General features: G+C 66.8%; 17 protein-coding genes. 8 read left to right on the top strand and 9 right to left on the bottom strand.

The genetic code is table 11. The features are described from left to right. Window positions 1-24 precede the first annotated feature (24 nt). Window positions 25-456 carry an endonuclease domain-containing protein gene (locus ACNFJ7_RS14985; protein ID WP_082664412.1) on the top strand — a complete coding sequence of 144 codons (432 nt, stop codon included), beginning with the start codon at window positions 25-27 and terminating at the stop codon, window positions 454-456. A 66-nt stretch (window positions 457-522) separates the two neighbouring features. Here the strand turns inward: ACNFJ7_RS14985 and ACNFJ7_RS14980 are convergent, their stop codons facing one another. From ACNFJ7_RS14980 to ACNFJ7_RS14965, 4 genes are all read right to left on the bottom strand, one after another. Further along, complete coding sequence (locus ACNFJ7_RS14980) at window positions 523-972, bottom strand: HEAT repeat domain-containing protein (RefSeq protein WP_019369863.1); 450 nt, start codon at window positions 970-972, stop codon at window positions 523-525. 87 nt (window positions 973-1,059) lie between these two features. After that, window positions 1,060-2,283 carry a threonine synthase gene (locus ACNFJ7_RS14975; RefSeq protein ID WP_019369862.1) on the bottom strand — a complete coding sequence of 408 codons (1,224 nt, stop codon included), beginning with the start codon at window positions 2,281-2,283 and terminating at the stop codon, window positions 1,060-1,062. Between the two features lie 43 nt (window positions 2,284-2,326). Beyond that, window positions 2,327-3,352 (bottom strand): alcohol dehydrogenase AdhP, encoded by a 1,026-nt coding sequence (adhP, locus tag ACNFJ7_RS14970; RefSeq protein ID WP_019369861.1) that lies wholly within the window; start codon window positions 3,350-3,352, stop codon window positions 2,327-2,329. An 82-nt stretch (window positions 3,353-3,434) separates the two neighbouring features. Further along, complete coding sequence (locus tag ACNFJ7_RS14965) at window positions 3,435-4,229, bottom strand: SDR family oxidoreductase (RefSeq protein ID WP_019369860.1); 795 nt, start codon at window positions 4,227-4,229, stop codon at window positions 3,435-3,437. A gap of 64 nt (window positions 4,230-4,293) precedes the next feature. On the opposite strand from ACNFJ7_RS14965, the gene ACNFJ7_RS14960 reads away from it, so the two are divergent. The 6 genes from ACNFJ7_RS14960 to ACNFJ7_RS14935 all read left to right on the top strand — a co-directional run bounded on the left by ACNFJ7_RS14960 (window position 4,294) and on the right by ACNFJ7_RS14935 (window position 13,345). Continuing rightward, window positions 4,294-5,061 (top strand): ATP-binding cassette domain-containing protein, encoded by a 768-nt coding sequence (locus tag ACNFJ7_RS14960; RefSeq protein WP_026009191.1) that lies wholly within the window; start codon window positions 4,294-4,296, stop codon window positions 5,059-5,061. Continuing rightward, on the top strand, window positions 5,058-6,581 hold the full coding sequence (locus ACNFJ7_RS14955) for an ABC transporter permease/substrate-binding protein (RefSeq protein ID WP_019369858.1): 1,524 nt from the start codon (window positions 5,058-5,060) through the stop codon (window positions 6,579-6,581). Before ACNFJ7_RS14960 ends, ACNFJ7_RS14955 begins: the two co-directional genes overlap by 4 nt. Before the next feature lie 43 nt (window positions 6,582-6,624). After that, on the top strand, window positions 6,625-9,078 hold the full coding sequence (locus ACNFJ7_RS14950; RefSeq protein ID WP_019369857.1) for a glycoside hydrolase family 3 protein: 2,454 nt from the start codon (window positions 6,625-6,627) through the stop codon (window positions 9,076-9,078). Further along, complete coding sequence (locus ACNFJ7_RS14945) at window positions 9,075-10,112, top strand: aldose epimerase family protein (protein WP_019369856.1); 1,038 nt, start codon at window positions 9,075-9,077, stop codon at window positions 10,110-10,112. The genes ACNFJ7_RS14950 and ACNFJ7_RS14945 overlap by 4 nt, the downstream gene beginning before the upstream one ends. A 79-nt stretch (window positions 10,113-10,191) precedes the next feature. Further along, window positions 10,192-13,029, top strand: a complete 2,838-nt coding sequence (locus ACNFJ7_RS14940) for a M16 family metallopeptidase (protein ID WP_019369855.1) — start codon at window positions 10,192-10,194, stop codon at window positions 13,027-13,029. 16 nt (window positions 13,030-13,045) lie between these two features. Then, on the top strand, window positions 13,046-13,345 hold the full coding sequence (locus tag ACNFJ7_RS14935) for a hypothetical protein (RefSeq protein WP_019369854.1): 300 nt from the start codon (window positions 13,046-13,048) through the stop codon (window positions 13,343-13,345). Window positions 13,346-13,451: 106 nt separating this feature from the next. On the opposite strand, the gene ACNFJ7_RS14930 is transcribed toward ACNFJ7_RS14935, so the two are convergent. Genes ACNFJ7_RS14930 through ACNFJ7_RS14915 form a run of 4 tightly spaced genes read right to left on the bottom strand, consistent with a single transcriptional unit; the run spans window position 13,452 to window position 15,927 of the window. Next, on the bottom strand, window positions 13,452-14,108 hold the full coding sequence (locus ACNFJ7_RS14930; protein ID WP_037513645.1) for a hypothetical protein: 657 nt from the start codon (window positions 14,106-14,108) through the stop codon (window positions 13,452-13,454). Further along, complete coding sequence (lepB, locus tag ACNFJ7_RS14925; protein ID WP_019369852.1) at window positions 14,105-14,941, bottom strand: signal peptidase I; 837 nt, start codon at window positions 14,939-14,941, stop codon at window positions 14,105-14,107. Before lepB ends, ACNFJ7_RS14930 begins: the two co-directional genes overlap by 4 nt. 4 nt (window positions 14,942-14,945) lie before the next feature. Further along, window positions 14,946-15,308 carry a GntR family transcriptional regulator gene (locus ACNFJ7_RS14920; protein ID WP_019369851.1) on the bottom strand — a complete coding sequence of 121 codons (363 nt, stop codon included), beginning with the start codon at window positions 15,306-15,308 and terminating at the stop codon, window positions 14,946-14,948. Window positions 15,309-15,345: 37 nt separating this feature from the next. Then, complete coding sequence (locus ACNFJ7_RS14915; RefSeq protein WP_019369850.1) at window positions 15,346-15,927, bottom strand: nitroreductase family protein; 582 nt, start codon at window positions 15,925-15,927, stop codon at window positions 15,346-15,348. 122 nt (window positions 15,928-16,049) lie between these two features. Here ACNFJ7_RS14915 and ACNFJ7_RS14910 point away from each other — a divergent pair, with 122 nt between their 5' ends. Further along, window positions 16,050-17,645, top strand: coding sequence for a peptide MFS transporter (locus tag ACNFJ7_RS14910; protein ID WP_019369849.1), 1,596 nt, complete (start codon window positions 16,050-16,052; stop codon window positions 17,643-17,645). 81 nt (window positions 17,646-17,726) lie between these two features. Here ACNFJ7_RS14910 and ACNFJ7_RS14905 read toward each other — a convergent pair whose 3' ends face one another. Then, the gene (locus tag ACNFJ7_RS14905; RefSeq protein ID WP_019369848.1) at window positions 17,727-17,861 is read right to left on the bottom strand and encodes a hypothetical protein; all 135 of its coding nucleotides are present in this window, start codon (window positions 17,859-17,861) and stop codon (window positions 17,727-17,729) included. Between the last annotated feature and the right edge of the window lie 161 nt (window positions 17,862-18,022).

Genomic DNA, 18,022 nt, shown 5'->3' with positions numbered 1-18,022 from the left:
AGGCGGCGGAGGGGGAGGGAAGCGATGCGCCTGGGAGGTCCCGATAATACCCGCCGCAACGCCAAACGCCTGCGCAAAGAAATGCCCCCTCCGGAAATCGCCCTTTGGCTCGCGCTGCGCCAAAACGAAGCGGGTTTGCGCTTCCGCAAGCAGCACCCGGCCGGTCCGTACGTGCTGGACTTCTACTGCGCCCCAGCCCATCTCGCGATCGAAGTGGATGGCGAAGCCCATGCCCGCGGCCACCGCCCGGAGCGCGACGCCGCCCGCGACGCATGGTTGAAAGCACAAGGCGTGCGCATCCTCCGCTACACGGCAACGGACGTTCTGAACCACACCGAAGGCGTGGTGCGCCAAATCCTCACGATCGCGATCGAGCGGAGGGCCACTCTGCAAACCGCTCGCCTACCTCCCCCTCCGCCGCCTACGGCGGCACCTCCCCCTGTCGGGGGAGGATGAGCAAGGCGGATCAATCCTCACCCGCCAGGGGGAGGTGGCAGGCCGCAGGCCTGACGGAGGGGGAGGTCAGCGATTCGCTCTCGGCTCAGCGCGCAGGCAGGCCGCCAATGCGTCGGCGGCAAGCTTGTCCGCGAACGCGTTGTCGGACGGTTCCGCCCAGACGCGCAGATCCTCGATCAGCGAGGGATGCGCGCAAAGCGCGGCCGCCTCCAGCATGGGTGGGGTAATGGTGTTCCCGCGCAGGGCTTCCTGCACGCACGGCAATGCCAGTCCGGGATCGCGGCTTGCCAGCCCCAGCGCGGCCTCCGCTCGGACGACTTCGTCTTCGTCTCTCGCAGCAACAAGAAGAACCGCGCGCACCGCAGGCGTATCGCCTCCCTCCTGGCTCAGGAGCATGGTGGCCCAGTCGCGATTCGCGCGATCCGCATCCCGCGTGAGTTCGATGAGGAGATTGAGGTTGGCCTGCGCAAGGGGTCCGTCGGCGAGCGCCACCTCTTCCGCGATAATGCCCTTCAAGAAGTCTGACGGAGACTAATAGCGTTCGGACACCTGTGCACGCTGCCATGACACTACACGCCCTTCAAGCAAAAGGGCTTCATCCCCTCACAACGCCCCCAGATCCCCCACCGCATCCTTGTCCAGCCACGTCCCGGCCTCGGGCATCGGGTATTTCAGCCCCGTCGCGCAGTTGAACAGCACTGTCCGCTCCTCCGGGTCGACCAGCCCGTCCCGCATCGCCTGCCGGTACGCCGCCAGCGTCGCCCCACCCTCGGGGCAGAGCAGCAGGCCGTCCTTGCGGGCGCACTCGTCCACCGCCTGGAGGATTGCCGGATCGCCCACCGCCAGCGCGCGCCCGCCGGACTCGCGCACCGCGCGCAGGATCAGGAAGTCGCCCACCGCGCGCGGCACGCGGATGCCCGCCGCGACTGTTGCGGCATTCTCCCAGCGCTCGGCATGCTCCTCGCCCGCCTCGAACGCGCGGACGATCGGCGCGCAGCCCGAGGCCTGCACCGCGTACATGCGCGGGCGCTTCGCGCCGATCCAACCGAGCCGCTCCAGCTCGTCGAACGCCTTCCACATACCGATCAGGCCGGTGCCGCCGCCGGTGGGATAGAAGATCGCGTCGGGCAGCTCCCAGCCGCACTGCGCGGCGAGCTCCAGCCCCATCGTCTTCTTGCCCTCGATCCGGTAGGGCTCCTTCAGCGTCGAGAAGTCGAACCAGCGCCCCTCGACCGCCCCCCGCCCGACGATCGCGCCGCATTCGTCGATCTGGCCGTTGACCCGGTAGACCCGCGCGCCCTGCGCGGCGATCTCGCGAACATTCACCTCCGGCGTCTCCTCGGGGCAGAGGATCACCGTCTCGATGCCGCAGCGCGCGGCATAGGCGGCGAGCGCCGCGCCGGCATTGCCGTTGGTCGGCATGGCGATGCGGGTGACGCCCAGCTCGCGCGCCATGCTCACCGCCATCACGAGGCCACGCGCCTTGAACGAGCCAGTCGGCAGCCGGCCCTCGTCCTTCACGATCGCGCCCGGCCCGCCGGATTTTGGGATATCGATCAGCGGGGTCTCGATCTCGCCCAGCGAGACGATGTTCTCCGCCCGCCGCACCGGTAGCAGCTCGCGCCAACGCCACAGATCGGTCGGCCGCGCCTCCAGTGCGTCGCGGGTCAGCGCCGCGCCCACCCCCGCCAGATCATAGCGCACCAGCAGCGGCCGCCCGACGCGCGAGAGCCCATGCAGCTGGTCCGCCGCATAGGTCTCGCCCGTCATCGAGCATTCGAGATGGGTGACGAAGCTCGGCCGCTCGGCCGTGAGATTGTCCTGCATGGGCGGCAGCTTAGGAACCGCCGCCGCCCCTGTCGATGGCGCTTCAGGCCATGTCGAGCACGATCCGGCCCTCGATCTCGCCCTTACGCATCCGATCGAACACGCCGTTGACGTTCTCAAGTTTCTCGGTCGCCACGGTCGCATGGACCTTGCCCTGCCCGGCGAAATCGAGCGCCTCCTGCAGGTCCAGCCGGGTGCCCACGATCGAGCCGCGCACGGTGATGCCGTTGAGCACCGTGTCGAAGATCGACAGCGGGAAATCCCCCGGCGGCAGGCCGTTGAGCGACACGGTGCCGCCGCGCCCCACCATGCCCAGCGCCTGCTGGAACGCCTTGGTCGACACCGCCGTCACCAGCACGCCCCGCGCGCCGCCGACCGCCTTCTTAACGAACGCCGCCGGATCCTCGTGGCGGGCGTTGACCGTCAGCTCGGCGCCCAGCTTCCGCGCCAGCGCCAGCTTCTCGTCGTCGATATCAACCGCGATGACGTTGAGCCCCATCGCCTTGGCATATTGCACCGCCATGTGCCCCAGCCCGCCGATCCCGGAGATGGCGACCCAGTCGCCGGGCTTGGTATCGGTGACCTTGAGCCCCTTGTAGACCGTCACGCCCGCGCACAGCACCGGTGCGATCTCCACGAAGCCTACCTTGTCGGGCAGGATGCCGACATAGTTGGGGTCGGCCAGCACATAATCGGCAAAGCCGCCATTCACCGAATAGCCGGTGTTCTGCTGGCTCTCGCACAGCGTCTCCCAACCGCCCAGGCAGTGCATGCAGTGTCCGCACGCGGTGTAGAGCCAGGGCACGCCCACCCGATCACCTTCCTTCACATGGGTCACGCCAGCCCCAACCGCCGCGACATGGCCAACGCCTTCATGGCCCGGGATGAAGGGCGGCTTGGGTTTGACCGGCCAATCGCCCTCGGCGGCGTGAAGATCGGTGTGGCAAACCCCGCTGGCGGCAATGCGGACAAGAATCTGGCCGGGGCCAACCTCCGGCACCGGCACTTCCTCGATCACCAACGGCTTGCCGAATTCGCGAACTACGGCAGCTTTCATCGTCTTGGACATCGATCGCTCCTGCTTGGACTATGCGATCGGATGGGCCCTCACAGGCGCATGCCCAATTAGGAGTGATGCGTAGAACGCAAGTTCATCGCCGGCCCAGTCGGCTCCGCTGCGCCTGCTTGCGTAGCGCGCCCGGCATCCACCGCGCGGCGAACCACAGCTTGCGCGCCGTGCTGCCGACGCGGGTATGCAGCACCGGCCCGTGCACCGCCTGCCACGCCGCTTCCGCCACATCGGACACGGGCGAGATCTCCAGCCCGGAGCGTTGCACGCTTTCGCGGATCAGCTGGTTGGAGCCCCCCGCCGGCTGGTCGAGCAGCGGCGTGTCGATAAAGGCCGGCATCAGAGTGCGCACCTTCACGCCGGCCGCGGCCCATTCGCCGTCCAGCGCCTCGGCCAGGCCGCGCACGGCGAACTTGGTCGCCGAATAGATCGCAGCCCCTGCGGTGCCGTAAATCCCCGCGGCAGAGCTGGTGATCAGCATCGCCGAGTCCGGCGTGGCGGCCAGAAGCGGGAAGCCGACATGGGCGCCGTGCACCACGCCCATGAAGTTGACGGCATTACAATGTTCGAGCGCGCGGGGATCGGCGCTGGCGAACGGGCCGCTGGTTCCGATCCCGGCATTGTTGAACAGCACGTCCAATCGCCCGCCGCTGGCATCGGCGAAGTCCGCGAGCGCCGCAGTCCAGCCATCGCGGTCGCGCACGTCGAAAGGATGCGTCGTGACCCTGTCCGCCGGCAGCATGGCGCGCGTGGCCTCCAGGCCGGCAACGTTCACATCGGCGATCCCGATCCGCCAGCCGCGCGCGGCGAACAGCACCGCCACCGCCTGCCCGATGCCCGAAGCACCGCCAGTGATGAAGATCGCACGCTCCGCCATCGCCTCCCCCTTTATGCACGCCGGTCTTTGACCTTTGCCGCAACATTCCGCACAACAGACGACAATGCCAGAGCAATTGCGCAGCGTGACGTTCGAAGGTGTCGGCAAGAGCTACGCAAATTCCGTGCGGGCCGTGGATTCCGTTTCGCTGGAGATCGCGGGCGGCAGCTTCGTAGCACTGGTAGGAGCGTCCGGATCGGGCAAGTCCACCCTGCTCAAGATGGTGAACCGCCTGATCGATCCAAGCGAGGGGCGCGTTCTGATCGACGGCGCGCCGGTGGATGCTGGGCCCGCGCACCTGCTGCGGCGGCGGATCGGCTATGTCTTCCAGAATGTCGGACTGTTCCCGCACCTGACCGTGGGGGAGAATGTTGCGATCGGGCTGCGGCTTGCCGGCGGTGGGGCGCCGGACGCACGCGTGGCCGAGCTGATGCGGCTGGTGGACCTGCCGGAGGCGATGATCGCGCGGATGCCCGACGCGCTGTCCGGCGGGCAGCGCCAGCGCGTCGGCGTCGCCCGCGCATTGGCCACCGGACCGAAATTGTTGCTGATGGACGAACCGTTCGGCGCGCTGGATCCGGTGACGCGCGATGCCCTGGGCGCGGCGATCCGTGCGCTACACGCGCAAATGGCGCTGACCACTCTGCTGGTCACCCACGACATGGCCGAAGCGCTGCTGCTCGCCGACCGTATCCTGGTGATGGACGCGGGCCGCATCGTCGGCGACGCGACGCCGCGCGACCTGCTCGCCGGCAAGGGCGGGGCGACGGCAGACGCGCTGGTGGCGGTGCCGCGCGACCAAGCGCAGCGTCTCGCGGCACTGGCGCGATGAGCGGCGCCTTCGCCCGCGTGCCCGAACTGCTTGCGCAGCATTTGCTGCTGGCCTTTGCCGCGCTGCTGCTGGGAATCGCGATCAGCCTGCCGCTCGCGGTGGCGTCCGCCCGGCATCGGGGGATCGCCCGGGTCGCGCTGGGGTTGGCGAGCCTCGTGCAGACCATTCCCAGCCTGGCGCTGCTGGCGCTGTTCTATCCGCTGCTGCTATGGCTTTCGGCGCTGCTGGGCGGGGGCATTCCGGCGCTGGGCTTCCTGCCGTCGCTGCTCGCGCTCACCCTCTATGCGTTGCTGCCGATCCTGCGCAACGCGATCACCGGTCTCACGACGCTCGACCCCGCCGTGCGCGAGGCAGCGGACGGGGTCGGCATGACGGCTTGGCAGAAACTGCGCCTGGTCGAAGCGCCGCTGGTCGCGCCGATGGTGATGGCCGGCATCCGCACCGCCGCCGTGTGGACGATCGGGGCGGCGACGCTTTCGACTACGGTGGGCCAGCCGAGCCTGGGCGACCTGATCTTTGCCGGGCTGCAGACGCAGAACTGGGCGCTGGTGCTTGCCGGCTGCCTTTCCGCCGCCGCGCTGGCCCTGACCGTCGACGCACTGCTCGGCCTTGCCGAATGGGGAATTTCCCGCAGGCGGCGGGCCTTTGTGTGGTTGAGCCTAGGCCTGCTCGCCGCGGGCGCGCTCGCCGCCTTGGCGCCCGCCTGGCCCGCGCAGCGGAGCGTGGTGACGATCGGCGCCAAAGGGTTTTCGGAACAATATATCCTAGCCCGGCTGATCGGCGCGCGGCTGAAGTCGGCGGGGTACCAGGTGCGCTATCGCGAAGGGCTGGGCTCCGGCGTCGCCTATGCGGCGCTCGCGAGCGATGCGATCGACGTCTATGTCGACTATTCGGGTACGATCTGGACCAACCAGATGGGCCGTACCGATGTACCACACCGCGCCGAGCTCGTCCGCGGCGTGGCCGAATGGGCGCGACGTACGAACAAGGTCACGCTGCTCGGATCGCTGGGCTTCGAGAATGCCTATGCCTTCGTCATGCGCGGCGACGATGCCCGGCGCCGCGGCATCGCGAGCATCGCCGACCTAGCCGCGGTCGCGCCGTCGCTGAAGCTCGCCACCGACGTGGAGTTTCTGGAGCGCTCCGAATGGAAGGCCGTGCAGCGCGCCTATGGCCTGCGTTTCGCCGCGGCGAATCCCTATCAGCCCACTTTCATGTATCGCGCGCTCGCCAGCGGCGCGGCGGACGTGATCCCGGCCTTTTCCTCCGACGGTCGCATCGCTGCGCAGCATCTTGCCGTGCTGCAGGATCCAAAAGGCGCCATCCCCGGCTATGACGCAATCCTGCTGCTTGCGCCGAAGCGCGCTGACGACGCCCGCTTCCAGGCCGCCCTGCGCCCGCTGATCGGTGCGATTTCAGTCGAAAAGATGCGCGAAGCCAATTACATGGTCGATCGCGACGCCGACAAGCAGAGCCCCGATGCCGCCGCCCGCTGGCTGACGCATGGACTTGGGCACTGATCCTGCGGTATCGCTACCAAAGAACCTGTTGGGGAGAGAGAAAATGCCTGCGGGCCTGAAGCTGCTGTTAGCCACCACGATCCTTGCCGCCGCACCCGCCGTTGCGCAGCAGGCGCCGACAACGCTGTCGTCCACTGCACATCCGGAAAAATGGCCCGCGGCGAAGACGCCGGGGCTGATCGATCCTGCCACGGAGAAGTCGATCACGGATCTGCTGGCGAAGATGACGCTGGAGGAGAAGGTTGGCCAGATGATCCAGGCCGACATCGGCAGCATCACGCCGGCCGATCTCGCCACCTATCCGCTCGGCTCCATCCTCGCGGGCGGCAGCTCGCCGCCCATCGGCGCGCCTGATCGTAGCCCCCGCGGGCCGTGGCTGGCGACGGCGCAGGCGTTCCAGAAGGCGGCGCTCGCCCGCAAGGGCAACCATGCCGCAATCCCGATCATGTTCGGCATCGACGCGGTGCATGGCAACAACAACATCGTCGGCGCCACGCTATTCCCGCACAATGTTGGCCTCGGCGCGATGCGCGATCCGGCGCTGATGGAAAAGATCGGCCGCGCAACCGCGGCGGAAACCGCCTCTGCGGGCATCGACTGGGCCTTCGGACCGACGCTGGCGGTGCCGCAGGACGACCGCTGGGGGCGCGCCTATGAAGGCTATTCGGAAGATCCGGAGGTGGTGCGCAGCTATGCCGGCGCGATGATCCGCGGCCTGCAGGGCGCGCCGGGCACCAAGGACCGCATCCAGAAAGGCTATGTCGCGGCCTCGGCCAAGCATTTCCTCGGCGACGGCGGCACCTTCGGCGGGCAGGACCAGGGCGATACCCGGGTTTCCGAAGAGGAGCTGATCCGCATTCACAATGCCGGTTATCCGGGCGCGATCAACGCGGGCACGATGACCGTCATGGCATCGTTCAGCAGCTGGAACGGCGCCAAGATGCACGGCAACAAGTCGCTGCTCACCGATGTGCTGAAGGGCAAGATGGGCTTTGACGGCTTCGTCGTCGGCGACTGGAACGGCCATGCGCAAATTCCGGGCTGCACCGCCACCGATTGCGCCGCGACGTTCAACGCCGGGCTCGACATGGCGATGGCGCCGGACAGCTGGAAGGGCCTGTACGAATCGACGCTGGCCCATGCCAAGGCCGGCACGATCCCGATGGCACGGATCGACGACGCGGTACGCCGCATCCTGCGCGTGAAGATGCAGATGGGCCTGTTCGAGGCGGCCCGCCCTTATGAGAGCAAGGCCGAGATCATCGGCGCACCCGAACATCGCGCTATCGCCCGCGAAGCGGTCGCCAAATCGCTGGTCCTGCTGAAGAACAATGGCGTGCTTCCGCTAAAGGCGAGCGCGAACGTGCTGGTCGCGGGTTCGGGCGCCGACTCCATGGCGCAGCAATCGGGCGGCTGGACGCTCAGCTGGCAGGGCGACGGCAATCCGAACGCGATGTTCCCCAATGGCGAGACGATCTTCGCCGGCATCCAGGCGGCGGTGAAGGCCGGCGGCGGCACGGCCACGCTTTCCGCCGATGGCAGCTTCACCAAAAAGCCCGACGTGGCGATCGTCGTGTTCGGCGAGGAGCCCTATGCCGAAATGCGCGGCGATGTGCGCACGCTGGAGTTCCAGCCGGGCGACAAGCAGGCGCTGGCGCTGCTCAAGAAGCTGAAGGCGGCGGGCGTGCCGGTCGTCTCGGTGTTCCTCTCCGGCAGGCCGCTCTGGGTGAACCCGGAGCTCAACGCGTCGGACGCGTTCGTCGCGGCCTGGCTGCCAGGCAGCGAGGGCGCGGGCGTGGCCGATGTGCTGATCGGCGACAAGGCCGGCAAGCCGCGCCGCGACTTCACCGGCACGCTTTCGTTCAGCTGGCCCAAGACGGCCGGCCAGTTCACGCTCAATCGCGGCGCCGCCGGCTATGATCCGCTGTTCGCGTTCGGCTATGGCCTGCGTTATGCCAAGCCCGGCACCGTCGGCACGCTGAGCGAAGTCTCGGGCGTCGATGCCGCGCTGGGCAACACCGGCACCTTCTTTGCCAAGGGCGTGACGCCGGCACCCTTCTCCTTCGCGACCGATAGCGGCGTCACTCGCAAGACCGTCGACGGGCCGGCCACCCAGGAAGGTGCGCAGCAGCTGACCTGGCCGGCAGGCCCTGCGACGCTGCGCATCGGCGGCGGCGACCTCGATCTCAGCCGCGAGACCAACGGCGACCTGTCGCTGCGCCTCGTCTATCGCGTCGATGCGGCACCGACGGGTCCGGTCCGGCTGTCGATGGAAGGCGGTACGAACACGGGAACGATCGACGCGACCGGGCTGTTCACCGGCAAGACCGGTTGGCAAACGGTCAACGTGCTGCTGAAATGCTATCAGAAGAACGGAGTCGATGTGACCAAGGTGAATGCGCCTATCGTGCTGCAGGCGAGCGGGCCCTTCACCCTCTCGCTGGCCGAAGCGCGGATCGTCTCCGATCCCGCCAATTCGGTCTGTCCGGGCCAATGAGCGGCATCGAGGTCGTCGAAATCGCGCGCGGAGCGTTTCGCGCGCAGTTTCTGAACCTGGGTGCGACGTTGCACCGGCTGGAAGTGCCCGATCGGCACGGGCGGCCGGACAATGTCGTGCTCGGCTATGCCGACCTCGAAGATTACCGCCGCCAGCCGCCGCGCTATTATGGCGCGGTGGCCGGCCGCTATGCCAATCGCATCGCCGGCGGCCGCTTCGCGCTGGACGGCGAAACGTTTCAGCTGACCACCAACGAAGGCGACAACAGCCTCCATTCGGGGCCTGCCGGCTTCGACCAGCAACTCTGGACGGTGGAGTCGCGCAGCGACACTGCCGTCACCTTCCGGCTCGATACGCCGCATGGCTGGAACGGCTTTCCCGGCGACCTCACGGCGCGGGTGGAATATGTGCTAGAGGAGGATGGCCTGGCGGTGCGGTTCACCGCCACCACCGATCGCGCGACGATCGTCAACCTCACCCAGCATGCCTATTTCAACCTGGCGGGCGAAGGCAGCAGCGCTACGATCCTGGAACATGTGCTGCAGATCCCGGCGAGCGCGATCACGCCGGTCGATAACGAACTGATCCCCACCGGCGCGCTTGCCCCAGTGGAAGGCACGCCCTTCGATTTCCGCACGCCCAAGCCGATCGGGCGCGACATCGATGCGGCCGATGCGCAGCTCGCGCTCGGCACGGGATTCGATCACAACTTCGTGCTGGACGGCCCCGCCGGCTTCGAACGGCGCATCGCCACGCTGTTCGATCCGCACACGGGACGCGTACTCGACGTGCATTCGACCGAACCCGGAGTTCAATTCTACTCCGGCAACTACCTGGCCGATGGCGCGCCGGGCACCACCGGCGGCACCTATCCACTACGGGGTGGCTTGTGTCTCGAGCCGCAGAAATTTCCGGACAGCCCGAACCAGCCCGGCTTCCCTTCCGCCCGGATCGAGGCGGGGGAAACCTATCGGCACAGCATGGCCTTTCGCTTCCGCACGGCATCGCATACAGAGACGGCATTCGATCGCTGACTTCCGCGCGCTGGCGATACTTGCAGCCGGCCTGCACGCGGCTATGCTCCCGGCATCATCACGCGGGGATAGCGAGTTCATGAAGTCGTTCCGATTGTTCTGCAGCGCGGCACTGATCGCGCTCGCCGTTCCTGTTCTGCCCGGCAGTGCCCAGCAAGCACCCGTCACTGCCACCCGCCCCGCGCCCGTCGCGGCGCTGGTGGAACAGGTGAAGCTTCCCTACAGCGAATTCACCCTCGCCAATGGCCTGCGCGTGATCGTCCACACCGATCGCAAGGCGCCGGTGGTGGCGGTTTCGGTGTGGTACGACGTCGGATCGAAGCACGAGCCAGCCGGCAAAACCGGCTTCGCCCATCTGTTCGAACATCTGATGTTCAACGGATCGCAGAACGCGCCCGGCGATTTCTTCGAACCGCTCAAGCAGGTCGGCGCGACCGACCTGAACGGCACGACCAGCTTCGATCGCACCAACTATTTCGAGACCGTGCCCAAGCCGGCACTCGAACGTGCATTGTTCCTGGAAAGCGACCGGATGGGGTGGCTGACCCCGGCAATCACGCAAGCCGTGCTCGATGAGCAGCGCGGCGTTGTTCAGAACGAGAAGCGCCAAGGGGACAACCGCCCCTTCGGACTGGTGCAATATGCACTGTTCGAGACGCTGTTCGCCGGCACGCCCTATGGCCACACGCCGATCGGATCGATGGCAGATCTCGACAAGGCCAGCATCGAGGATGTGAAGGGCTGGTTCCGCACCCATTATGGCCCGAACAACGCCGTGCTGGTGCTGGCCGGCGACATCGACGCCGCAGAAGCGAAGCCGCTGGTCGAGAAGTATTTTGGGGCGATCCCCAAGGGCCCGGAAAGCGAGCTCCCCAAGGTTTCGATCCCCAGCTTCACCGCATCGAAGACCGTGACGCTGAAGGATGCGGTGCCGACGACGGTACTGGTGCGCAGCTGGGCCGTGCCCGGGCTCAACGATCCCGATTCGGCGGCGCTCGACGTGTTCGGCAGCGTGCTGGGCGGCCTTGCCAGTTCGCGCTTGGACAATGCGCTCGTGCGGAAGGAAAAGCTGGCGGTGAGCGTCTCCGCCGGGTCCGATGCCATGGCGCAGGTCGGCATCTTCCAGATCCAGGCGGTGGTGAAACCCGGCGTCGATCCCGCGCTGGTCAACAAGCGGCTGGACGAGATCCTGGCAGAGCTGATCGCCACGGGGCCGACGGCGGACGAAGTGCAGCGTGTCGCCACCACCAGCGTCACCCAGACTATTCGCGGCCTCGAATCGGTGCGCGCGCAAGCGTCCGCGCTGGCCGAAGGCGCGCTCTATTCCAACGACCCCGGTTTCTTCCGCAAGCAGCTGGAGGACGTGGCGACGATGACGCCGGCCAAGGCGAAGGCGGCCGCCGCCAAATGGCTCACCCGCCCCTCGCTCACCATCCGCGTCGATCCGGGCAAACGGGAGGATTATGCCGAGGCCCAGGCGGTCGCAGCACCCAAGCCGGCGGCAGAGGCGCCCGTCGCCAAGGGCGATCGCGGGCCGCTGCCCGACGTTGGTGCCGTGCGCGACATCCACTTTCCCAAGGTGGAGCGCACCCGCCTCGCCAATGGCATTGAGCTGATCTACGCGCAGCAGACCGCGGTGCCCGTGACTCAGGTCGCGATGAGCTTCGACGCCGGGATCACTGCCGATCCAGACGGCAAGGCCGGCACCCAGAATCTCACGCTCTCGCTGCTGAACGAGGGCACCACCAGCCGCGATTCGATCGCGCTTGCGGAGGCCAAGGAGCGGCTGGGTGCCAATATCGGTGCAGGCAGTTCGGCGGATCGCACCTATCTGAGCCTGAGCGTCCCGAGCGCCAATCTGGGCGGCGGCGTCGATCTGTTCGCGGACGTCGTGCGACACCCGGCCTTCGCCCCCGGGGAAGTCGAGCGCGTGCGGGCAACGACGCTGACCGGGATCCAGTTCGAACTGAGCGAGCCGGGCAGCCTTGCCGCGCGCGCGTTGCCGGGGCTGCTCTATGGCGCCAGCAACCCCTATGCGAAGCTGGGGAACGGCGGAGGTGATCCGGCAGCGGTAGCCAAGTTGACCCGCGACGATCTTGTGGCGTTCCATCGCGCCTGGATACGGCCGGACAAGGCCAAGCTGTTCGTGGTCAGCGATTTGCCGATCGCAGCGGTGAAGGCGGCGCTCGAGGCGCGCTTCGGCGACTGGCGGGGCGAAGGCGCCGCCGGAAGCAAGGCCTTTGGCACCCCCCCGCAACAGTCCACGCCGCGCATCGTGCTGGTCGACCGTCCAAGTTCACCGCAGTCGACAATCTATGCCGGACAGATGACGCCGCTTGACCCGACCGGCGATCTTCTCGTCGCGATGACCGCCAACCAGGTGCTGGGCGGCGGCTTTCTTTCGCGCATCAACATGGATCTGCGCGAAACGAAGCATTGGAGCTATGGCGCAGGCGGTGGGTTCAACTGGCTCGAACATGCCGTGCCCTACACCGTCAACGCGCCGGTGCAGGCGGACAAGACCGGCGATTCGATCCGGGCGATTCGCGAGCAGGTGCGCGATTTCCTGACCAGCAAGGGCGTCACGTCGGCCGAGCTCACCCGCGAGGTGAACGGCGCCACGCGCGAACTGGCCGGCCGATTCGAAACGGCAGGCGCGGTGCTGTCGGCGATGCAGCAGAACGACCTGCGGCAGCGGCCCGACAATTACTACGATACGATCGCACAAAAATATCGCGCGCTCACCGCCGCCCAGCTTGACGCTGCGGCACGCGGGGCACTGAATGTCGATCGCTTCGTTTGGGTCGTGGTGGGCGATGCCGCGAAGGTGCGCCCGCAACTTGACAGCCTCGGCCTGCCTGTCGAGGTGGTCACCGCGGCATCGCTGGCGGGAACGACCCCGCCGACGGACCAATGAGCAGGAGAGACCCAAAATGGCGAATGTGGATGGCAGCTGGAACACCGTGACCAAGTCGCCGCTGGGCGACCAGCAGGCGGTACTTACGGTCCATAGCAATGGCGACAGCTTCACCGGCAACTTCAACGGCGCCATGGGCCAGGCGGAAATCACCGACGGAAAGGTGAGCGGCGACACGCTCAGTTGGTCGCTCAACATCTCGGTGCCTATGCCGATGACGCTGACCTGCGAAGCCACTGTCAGCGGCGACAGCCTGGACGGCACGGTTACCGCCGGCGCCTTTGGCAGCTTCCCGATCACCGGCACCCGCGCCTGATCGGTGGCCGGCCCTTCCCCGCACCGGGGAGGGGTCCGTGCCTTCCTGGCCGCGGAGGCGGCTCAGGCTTGATCGCGGCTTCGTTCTACTGGGTGCGCCCTAGGGGCTACGCGTCTTCCAGCCGGAAATTCACTGGTCGCGTCACAGATGCCTTTCCATCAAAGGCATGTTCCGCATAGGCACCGTTTCGCTGAACCCAATGGCAGAAAAGATGGGCTGACCAGGCGTTAGGATTGGGCGTAATCCGCCCATGTCGGCGATAAACGCCTTGATAGAGGACGCCATCCCCCGGCTCCATCGCGATCGACCGGTGGGGCTGATCGCCAAACCCGCTTTCCACCAGCGCGGAGGGTTCGGTCGGCATATCCGCCATTTCAAGCGGCCAGGGAACGCCATCGCTATAGTCCAGCGTCAACGATAGGCTGACTTCGCAGGCATAGCGATCGCTATGGACACGGCAAACATCGCCTTCGCGATAGATGCGGAAATAGCTGTAGCTCGGCAGCAGGTCCATTCCGAGCGCGGTGGCGATGCTGGGCGTCAACCCCCAGAGGAAAGCGAGCAGCGGAGGGTAGTGAAATCCATACACTTCCACTGCTTCCCGCTGCAGGAGATTGGGGTGCCGCATCAGCCGCCGGACCGCGCCTTGCGAGAGCACATCCGCCTGCACCTGTTGCAGCAACGCATTGCACATCTCGGGCGTACACAAGCCTCGCACGAGCGCGTACCCGTCGCGCGCATAGTCGCCCTGCAGTTGCATCATTGCGCCGGCCGCAGCGTCGAGCCGGTCCGGCCCCAGCGGATTGCGGTGACATAGCTGAGCGGATTGAGCCAGGCGCCCTCCCCGTCATAGCTGAGCGTCACGAATTCGGCGCGTCCGGCAATGGTCTCAAGCGGCACCGGGCCGCCCAGTCCCTTGTCTTCGGACGCGAAGCGGCTGTCGGCCGACTGATCGCGATTATCGCCCATCAGGAAGACATGATCCGCAGGAATAGTGACCGGGCCATACTTGTCCCCAGGGCTGACATAGCCGTTCGGCAGCACCGTATCGCCAAGATCGATCACGTCATAACTGGCGCCGCCCGGCAGCGTTTCGCGATAGAGGGGCGGCTGGCAATAGAGCTTGCCATCCGGCCCTGGCCTACGAAAGGCGGCAATCGGCCCCTCGTCGCACGGCACCGCCGCGTCGACTGGGATCATCGCAGTGCCCCTGCCCACGCGCGGCACGGGCTTGCCGTTCAGGATCAACCGGCCATGCCGCACTTCCAGCGTGTCGCCCGGGAGGCCGATCACGCGCTTGATCAAGTCCTCCCCGTCCCCGCGACGAACGACGATGACGATATCGCCGCGTGCCGGGATGCCGCCGAACAGACGCGTCGCGGCGATGTCCTTGCCATGGATCATCAGCGAGGCTTGCGAAAATCCATAGGGAAACTTGCTCGCGACCAGTCGATCACCGGTGCGCAGCGTCGGCATCATCGAACCCGAGGGAATGTAATAGGGCCGCGCCACCGCGCTCTGGAAAAGGAAGAAGACGCCGAGCGTGACGGCCCAACCGCCGAGCGTCCGCTTCCACCCGGGCTTGGTATCGGCCATCGGCTCAGGCGATCTCGTGGCTGCCATCCAGCAGCTCGCGGACATCGAGGCCGAGCAGCGCGATATGATCCCGAACCCGCGGCCAATAGCCGGCCAGGAAGCGCTCGCGCTCCGCCAGCCGCAGCCGCTCGACCGCGCCCGGCAACACGAACATGCCGACGCCGCGGCGCACCTCGACATAGCCGTCGTTCTGGAAGCTCTGATAGGCCTTAGCCACCGTCAGCGGGTTGGCGCCATGCTCTGCGGCAAGCGCCCGGACCGAGGGAAGCTGATCACCGGCGCGGAACTGTCCTCGCAGGATCGCGGCGGCAATGGTCGCCCGCAGCTTGAGGTAGACCGGGCTGTCTTCGTGCTCCAGGGCTGTCATGCTGGTATAATACAGCAGGAGCCCCGCGAGTCCATAGTCAGGGATTCCACCGGTGCACGATTTGCGACAGGTCACCGCGCGGACGCTCTTCCAGCGGCCGCGATGGCGTTCCGAGGAAGACGAAGCCGGCGATGCGCTGCCCCTCTCCGCCGAACAGGTCGCGCACGCCGTTCGAATAGGCCGGCCAGCCGGTCAGCCAGCCGCCAGCAAAGCCCATCGCGTGCGCCGCATGCAACAGGTTCATGCACGCAGCGCCGGCGGAAAGCTCCTGCTCCCAGAGCGGAATCTTGTGCGGCTGCACCGGCGCGGACAGCACCACCACCAGCGCCGGCGCCTGGGTGGCGAACTGGGCGGCGGCTTCCTCGTCGCGCGGCGTTGCTGCCGGGTTCTCTGCGCGCAGGATCTCGACCAACTTCAGCGCCAGCGCAGGTCGCGCCGCATCGGGCACGATCACGAACCGCCAGGGGGCCAGCTTGCCATGATCGGGTGTGCGCGCGGCAATCGCCACCATCTGGTCGAGCTGTTCGGGGCTGGGACCAGGCGCCGCCAGGTCGCGCGGCTTTCCCGACCGGCGAGTCTGGAGGAGCGACAGCGGCGTAGAACGATCGTTGAAGGTCATTGCGTCGCCCTACCAACTGGTCTCAACGGCAACAACCGCTCTTCACAGCCGCGCATGGATCGCTAGTCTGGCCGGCTTTGGCGGGCTGGATCCCGCAAGGCAATAAAGGAAGTTTCGGGCGCATGGCGACAATTGCGACCGGCGGGGGTGCCCCCGCTACGGCGAAAACGATTCTGGGCCATCCCCGCGGCCTGTTCATGCTGTTCTTTGCCGAGATGTGGGAGCGTTTCTCCTACTACGGCATGCGCGCGATCCTGGTCTTCTATCTGACCAAGCATTTCCTCTTCGCCGAGAACCCGGCCTATGCAGTGTACGGCGCCTACACCTCGATGGTGTACATCACCCCGGTGCTCGGCGGCTATCTGGCGGATCGCTATCTGGGCGCGCGCAAGGCGGTTCTGGCGGGTGGCGTGTTCATCGCGATCGGCCACCTGCTGATCGCACTGGTGGAAGGGCCGCCGGGCGAGCAGGGGGGCTATCTGCAGGGCTTCTATGCAGGCCTGGCCTGTATCATCGTCGGCACAGGCTTTCTGAAGGCGAACATCTCGGTGCTCGTCGGGCAGCTGTATCGGCGCGACGATCCTCGGAGGGACGGCGCATTTTCGATCTTCTACATGGGAATCAACCTGGGCGCGTTCACCGGGCCACTCCTGGTCGGCTATCTCGGGGAGCGGATCGGCTGGTCCTGGGGGTTCGGCGCGGCCGGCATCGGCATGCTGCTAGGCCTGGTCGTGTTCGTGCTGTTCCGCCGCGATCTGCACGACGCGGGCGCACCGGCCGACCCCGCACTGCTGCGCGCGCCGACGCGGGTGGGCCTTTCGCGCGAATGGCTGATCTACCTCGCCTCGGTAGCCGCGGTGGGGGTGTCCTGGCTGCTCATCCGCGACGAGGGCCTGGTGGGCACGCTGTTGCTCGCCACCTTCGGCATCACCTTCCTCTACATCTTCTACAGGGCGCTTTTCACGCTGCCCAAGGTTGAGCGGATGCGCATCTTCGGCGCACTGTACCTGATCGCCTTGTGCCCGCTATTCTGGGCGCTGTTCGAACAGGCGGGCTCGTCGCTGAACGTGTTTACCGACCAGCGAGTCGATCGCCACCTGTTCGGCTGGGAAATGCCCGCCTCCTGGTTCCAATCGGTCAACAGCTTCTGGATCATTACGCTGGCGCCGCTGTTCGGCATCCTCTGGGTGCAGCTCGGCAAGCGCGGGCTGGAGCCAAGTGCCCCGCTGAAGTTCGCGCTCGGCCTGATCCAGGTTGGGCTCGGCTTCGTCGTGCTGGTGTTGGGGGCCGGGCAGGATGGCGCGATGACGCCGATGCTGTTCGTGATCCTGCTCTATCTTCTGCACTCGACCGCGGAGCTGTGCTTCTCGCCGGTCGGCCTGTCGAGCATGACGCGTCTTTCCACTGGATCGATGGTCGGGCTGATGATGGGTACCTGGTTCCTCTCGACCGCGGCGGGCAATTTCCTCGCCGCGCGTATCGCGCAGGCGACGGGCGGCGAAGGGGCCGGCCCGGAACGCGTGCTCGAAGTCTATTGGTCGATCGGCTGGTACATCATCGTCGTCGGGGTCATCGCGGTGCCGGTCAGCTGGTGGATCGCCAAGCTAATGCACCTGGACACGATCGGCAGGGACGAAGCCGGCCATGCGCTCGCCGGTGAGGCGACGTTGGCGGAACCCGCCGCACCGGGCACCCGCACGCAGAACGAGCGCAACTGAAAGGGACGGGGCGCCGCAACAGGATTGGGGGAGTGCGGCGCCCCTGACGTCCGCCCGAGGGGGTGAGGGCGGACGATCCGGTTAGGCTGCCAGCGGCAGCGGCATGACATGCTGTTCATTGGCGGCAACGGCAGGGCCGCGCGTGTCGATCTTCGGATGCTGAGCCTGAGCGGCGAGCCGACGATGAGCGAAATACAGGGCAATCAGGGAAAACATCGCGGTCCTCGGAATGGCGTATGCTGCAATGCAGCGTGGGCGGCGCATCTGGTTTTGTGACGACGATTCCGCAACTGCAAAGCCGGCCGCGCCTGGTTGCACATCATGCAACTGGCGATCGTTGCCGCACCCTAGAACGCAAAACGGCCCGGCGTTTCCAC

The sequence above is a fragment of the Sphingomonas sp. HT-1 genome, assembly GCF_048568905.1.
Lineage (GTDB): Bacteria > Pseudomonadota > Alphaproteobacteria > Sphingomonadales > Sphingomonadaceae > Sphingomonas.
Note: the sequence above shows the minus strand (reverse complement) of the source record. Positions and strands in the feature narration are given on the sequence as shown.

Coding starts and splice junctions, on each gene's coding strand:
- ACNFJ7_RS14985 (WP_082664412.1), top strand. CDS start 25: ATGCGCCTGGGAGGTCCCGATAATACCCGCCGCAACGCCAAACGCCTG.
- ACNFJ7_RS14975 (WP_019369862.1), bottom strand. CDS start 2,283: ATGCAGGACAATCTCACGGCCGAGCGGCCGAGCTTCGTCACCCATCTC.
- adhP (WP_019369861.1), bottom strand. CDS start 3,352: ATGTCCAAGACGATGAAAGCTGCCGTAGTTCGCGAATTCGGCAAGCCG.
- ACNFJ7_RS14965 (WP_019369860.1), bottom strand. CDS start 4,229: ATGGCGGAGCGTGCGATCTTCATCACTGGCGGTGCTTCGGGCATCGGG.
- ACNFJ7_RS14960 (WP_026009191.1), top strand. CDS start 4,294: ATGCCAGAGCAATTGCGCAGCGTGACGTTCGAAGGTGTCGGCAAGAGC.
- ACNFJ7_RS14955 (WP_019369858.1), top strand. CDS start 5,058: ATGAGCGGCGCCTTCGCCCGCGTGCCCGAACTGCTTGCGCAGCATTTG.
- ACNFJ7_RS14950 (WP_019369857.1), top strand. CDS start 6,625: ATGCCTGCGGGCCTGAAGCTGCTGTTAGCCACCACGATCCTTGCCGCC.
- ACNFJ7_RS14945 (WP_019369856.1), top strand. CDS start 9,075: ATGAGCGGCATCGAGGTCGTCGAAATCGCGCGCGGAGCGTTTCGCGCG.
- ACNFJ7_RS14940 (WP_019369855.1), top strand. CDS start 10,192: ATGAAGTCGTTCCGATTGTTCTGCAGCGCGGCACTGATCGCGCTCGCC.
- ACNFJ7_RS14935 (WP_019369854.1), top strand. CDS start 13,046: ATGGCGAATGTGGATGGCAGCTGGAACACCGTGACCAAGTCGCCGCTG.
- ACNFJ7_RS14930 (WP_037513645.1), bottom strand. CDS start 14,108: ATGATGCAACTGCAGGGCGACTATGCGCGCGACGGGTACGCGCTCGTG.
- lepB (WP_019369852.1), bottom strand. CDS start 14,941: ATGGCCGATACCAAGCCCGGGTGGAAGCGGACGCTCGGCGGTTGGGCC.
- ACNFJ7_RS14920 (WP_019369851.1), bottom strand. CDS start 15,308: ATGACAGCCCTGGAGCACGAAGACAGCCCGGTCTACCTCAAGCTGCGG.
- ACNFJ7_RS14915 (WP_019369850.1), bottom strand. CDS start 15,927: ATGACCTTCAACGATCGTTCTACGCCGCTGTCGCTCCTCCAGACTCGC.
- ACNFJ7_RS14910 (WP_019369849.1), top strand. CDS start 16,050: ATGGCGACAATTGCGACCGGCGGGGGTGCCCCCGCTACGGCGAAAACG.
- ACNFJ7_RS14905 (WP_019369848.1), bottom strand. CDS start 17,861: ATGTTTTCCCTGATTGCCCTGTATTTCGCTCATCGTCGGCTCGCCGCT.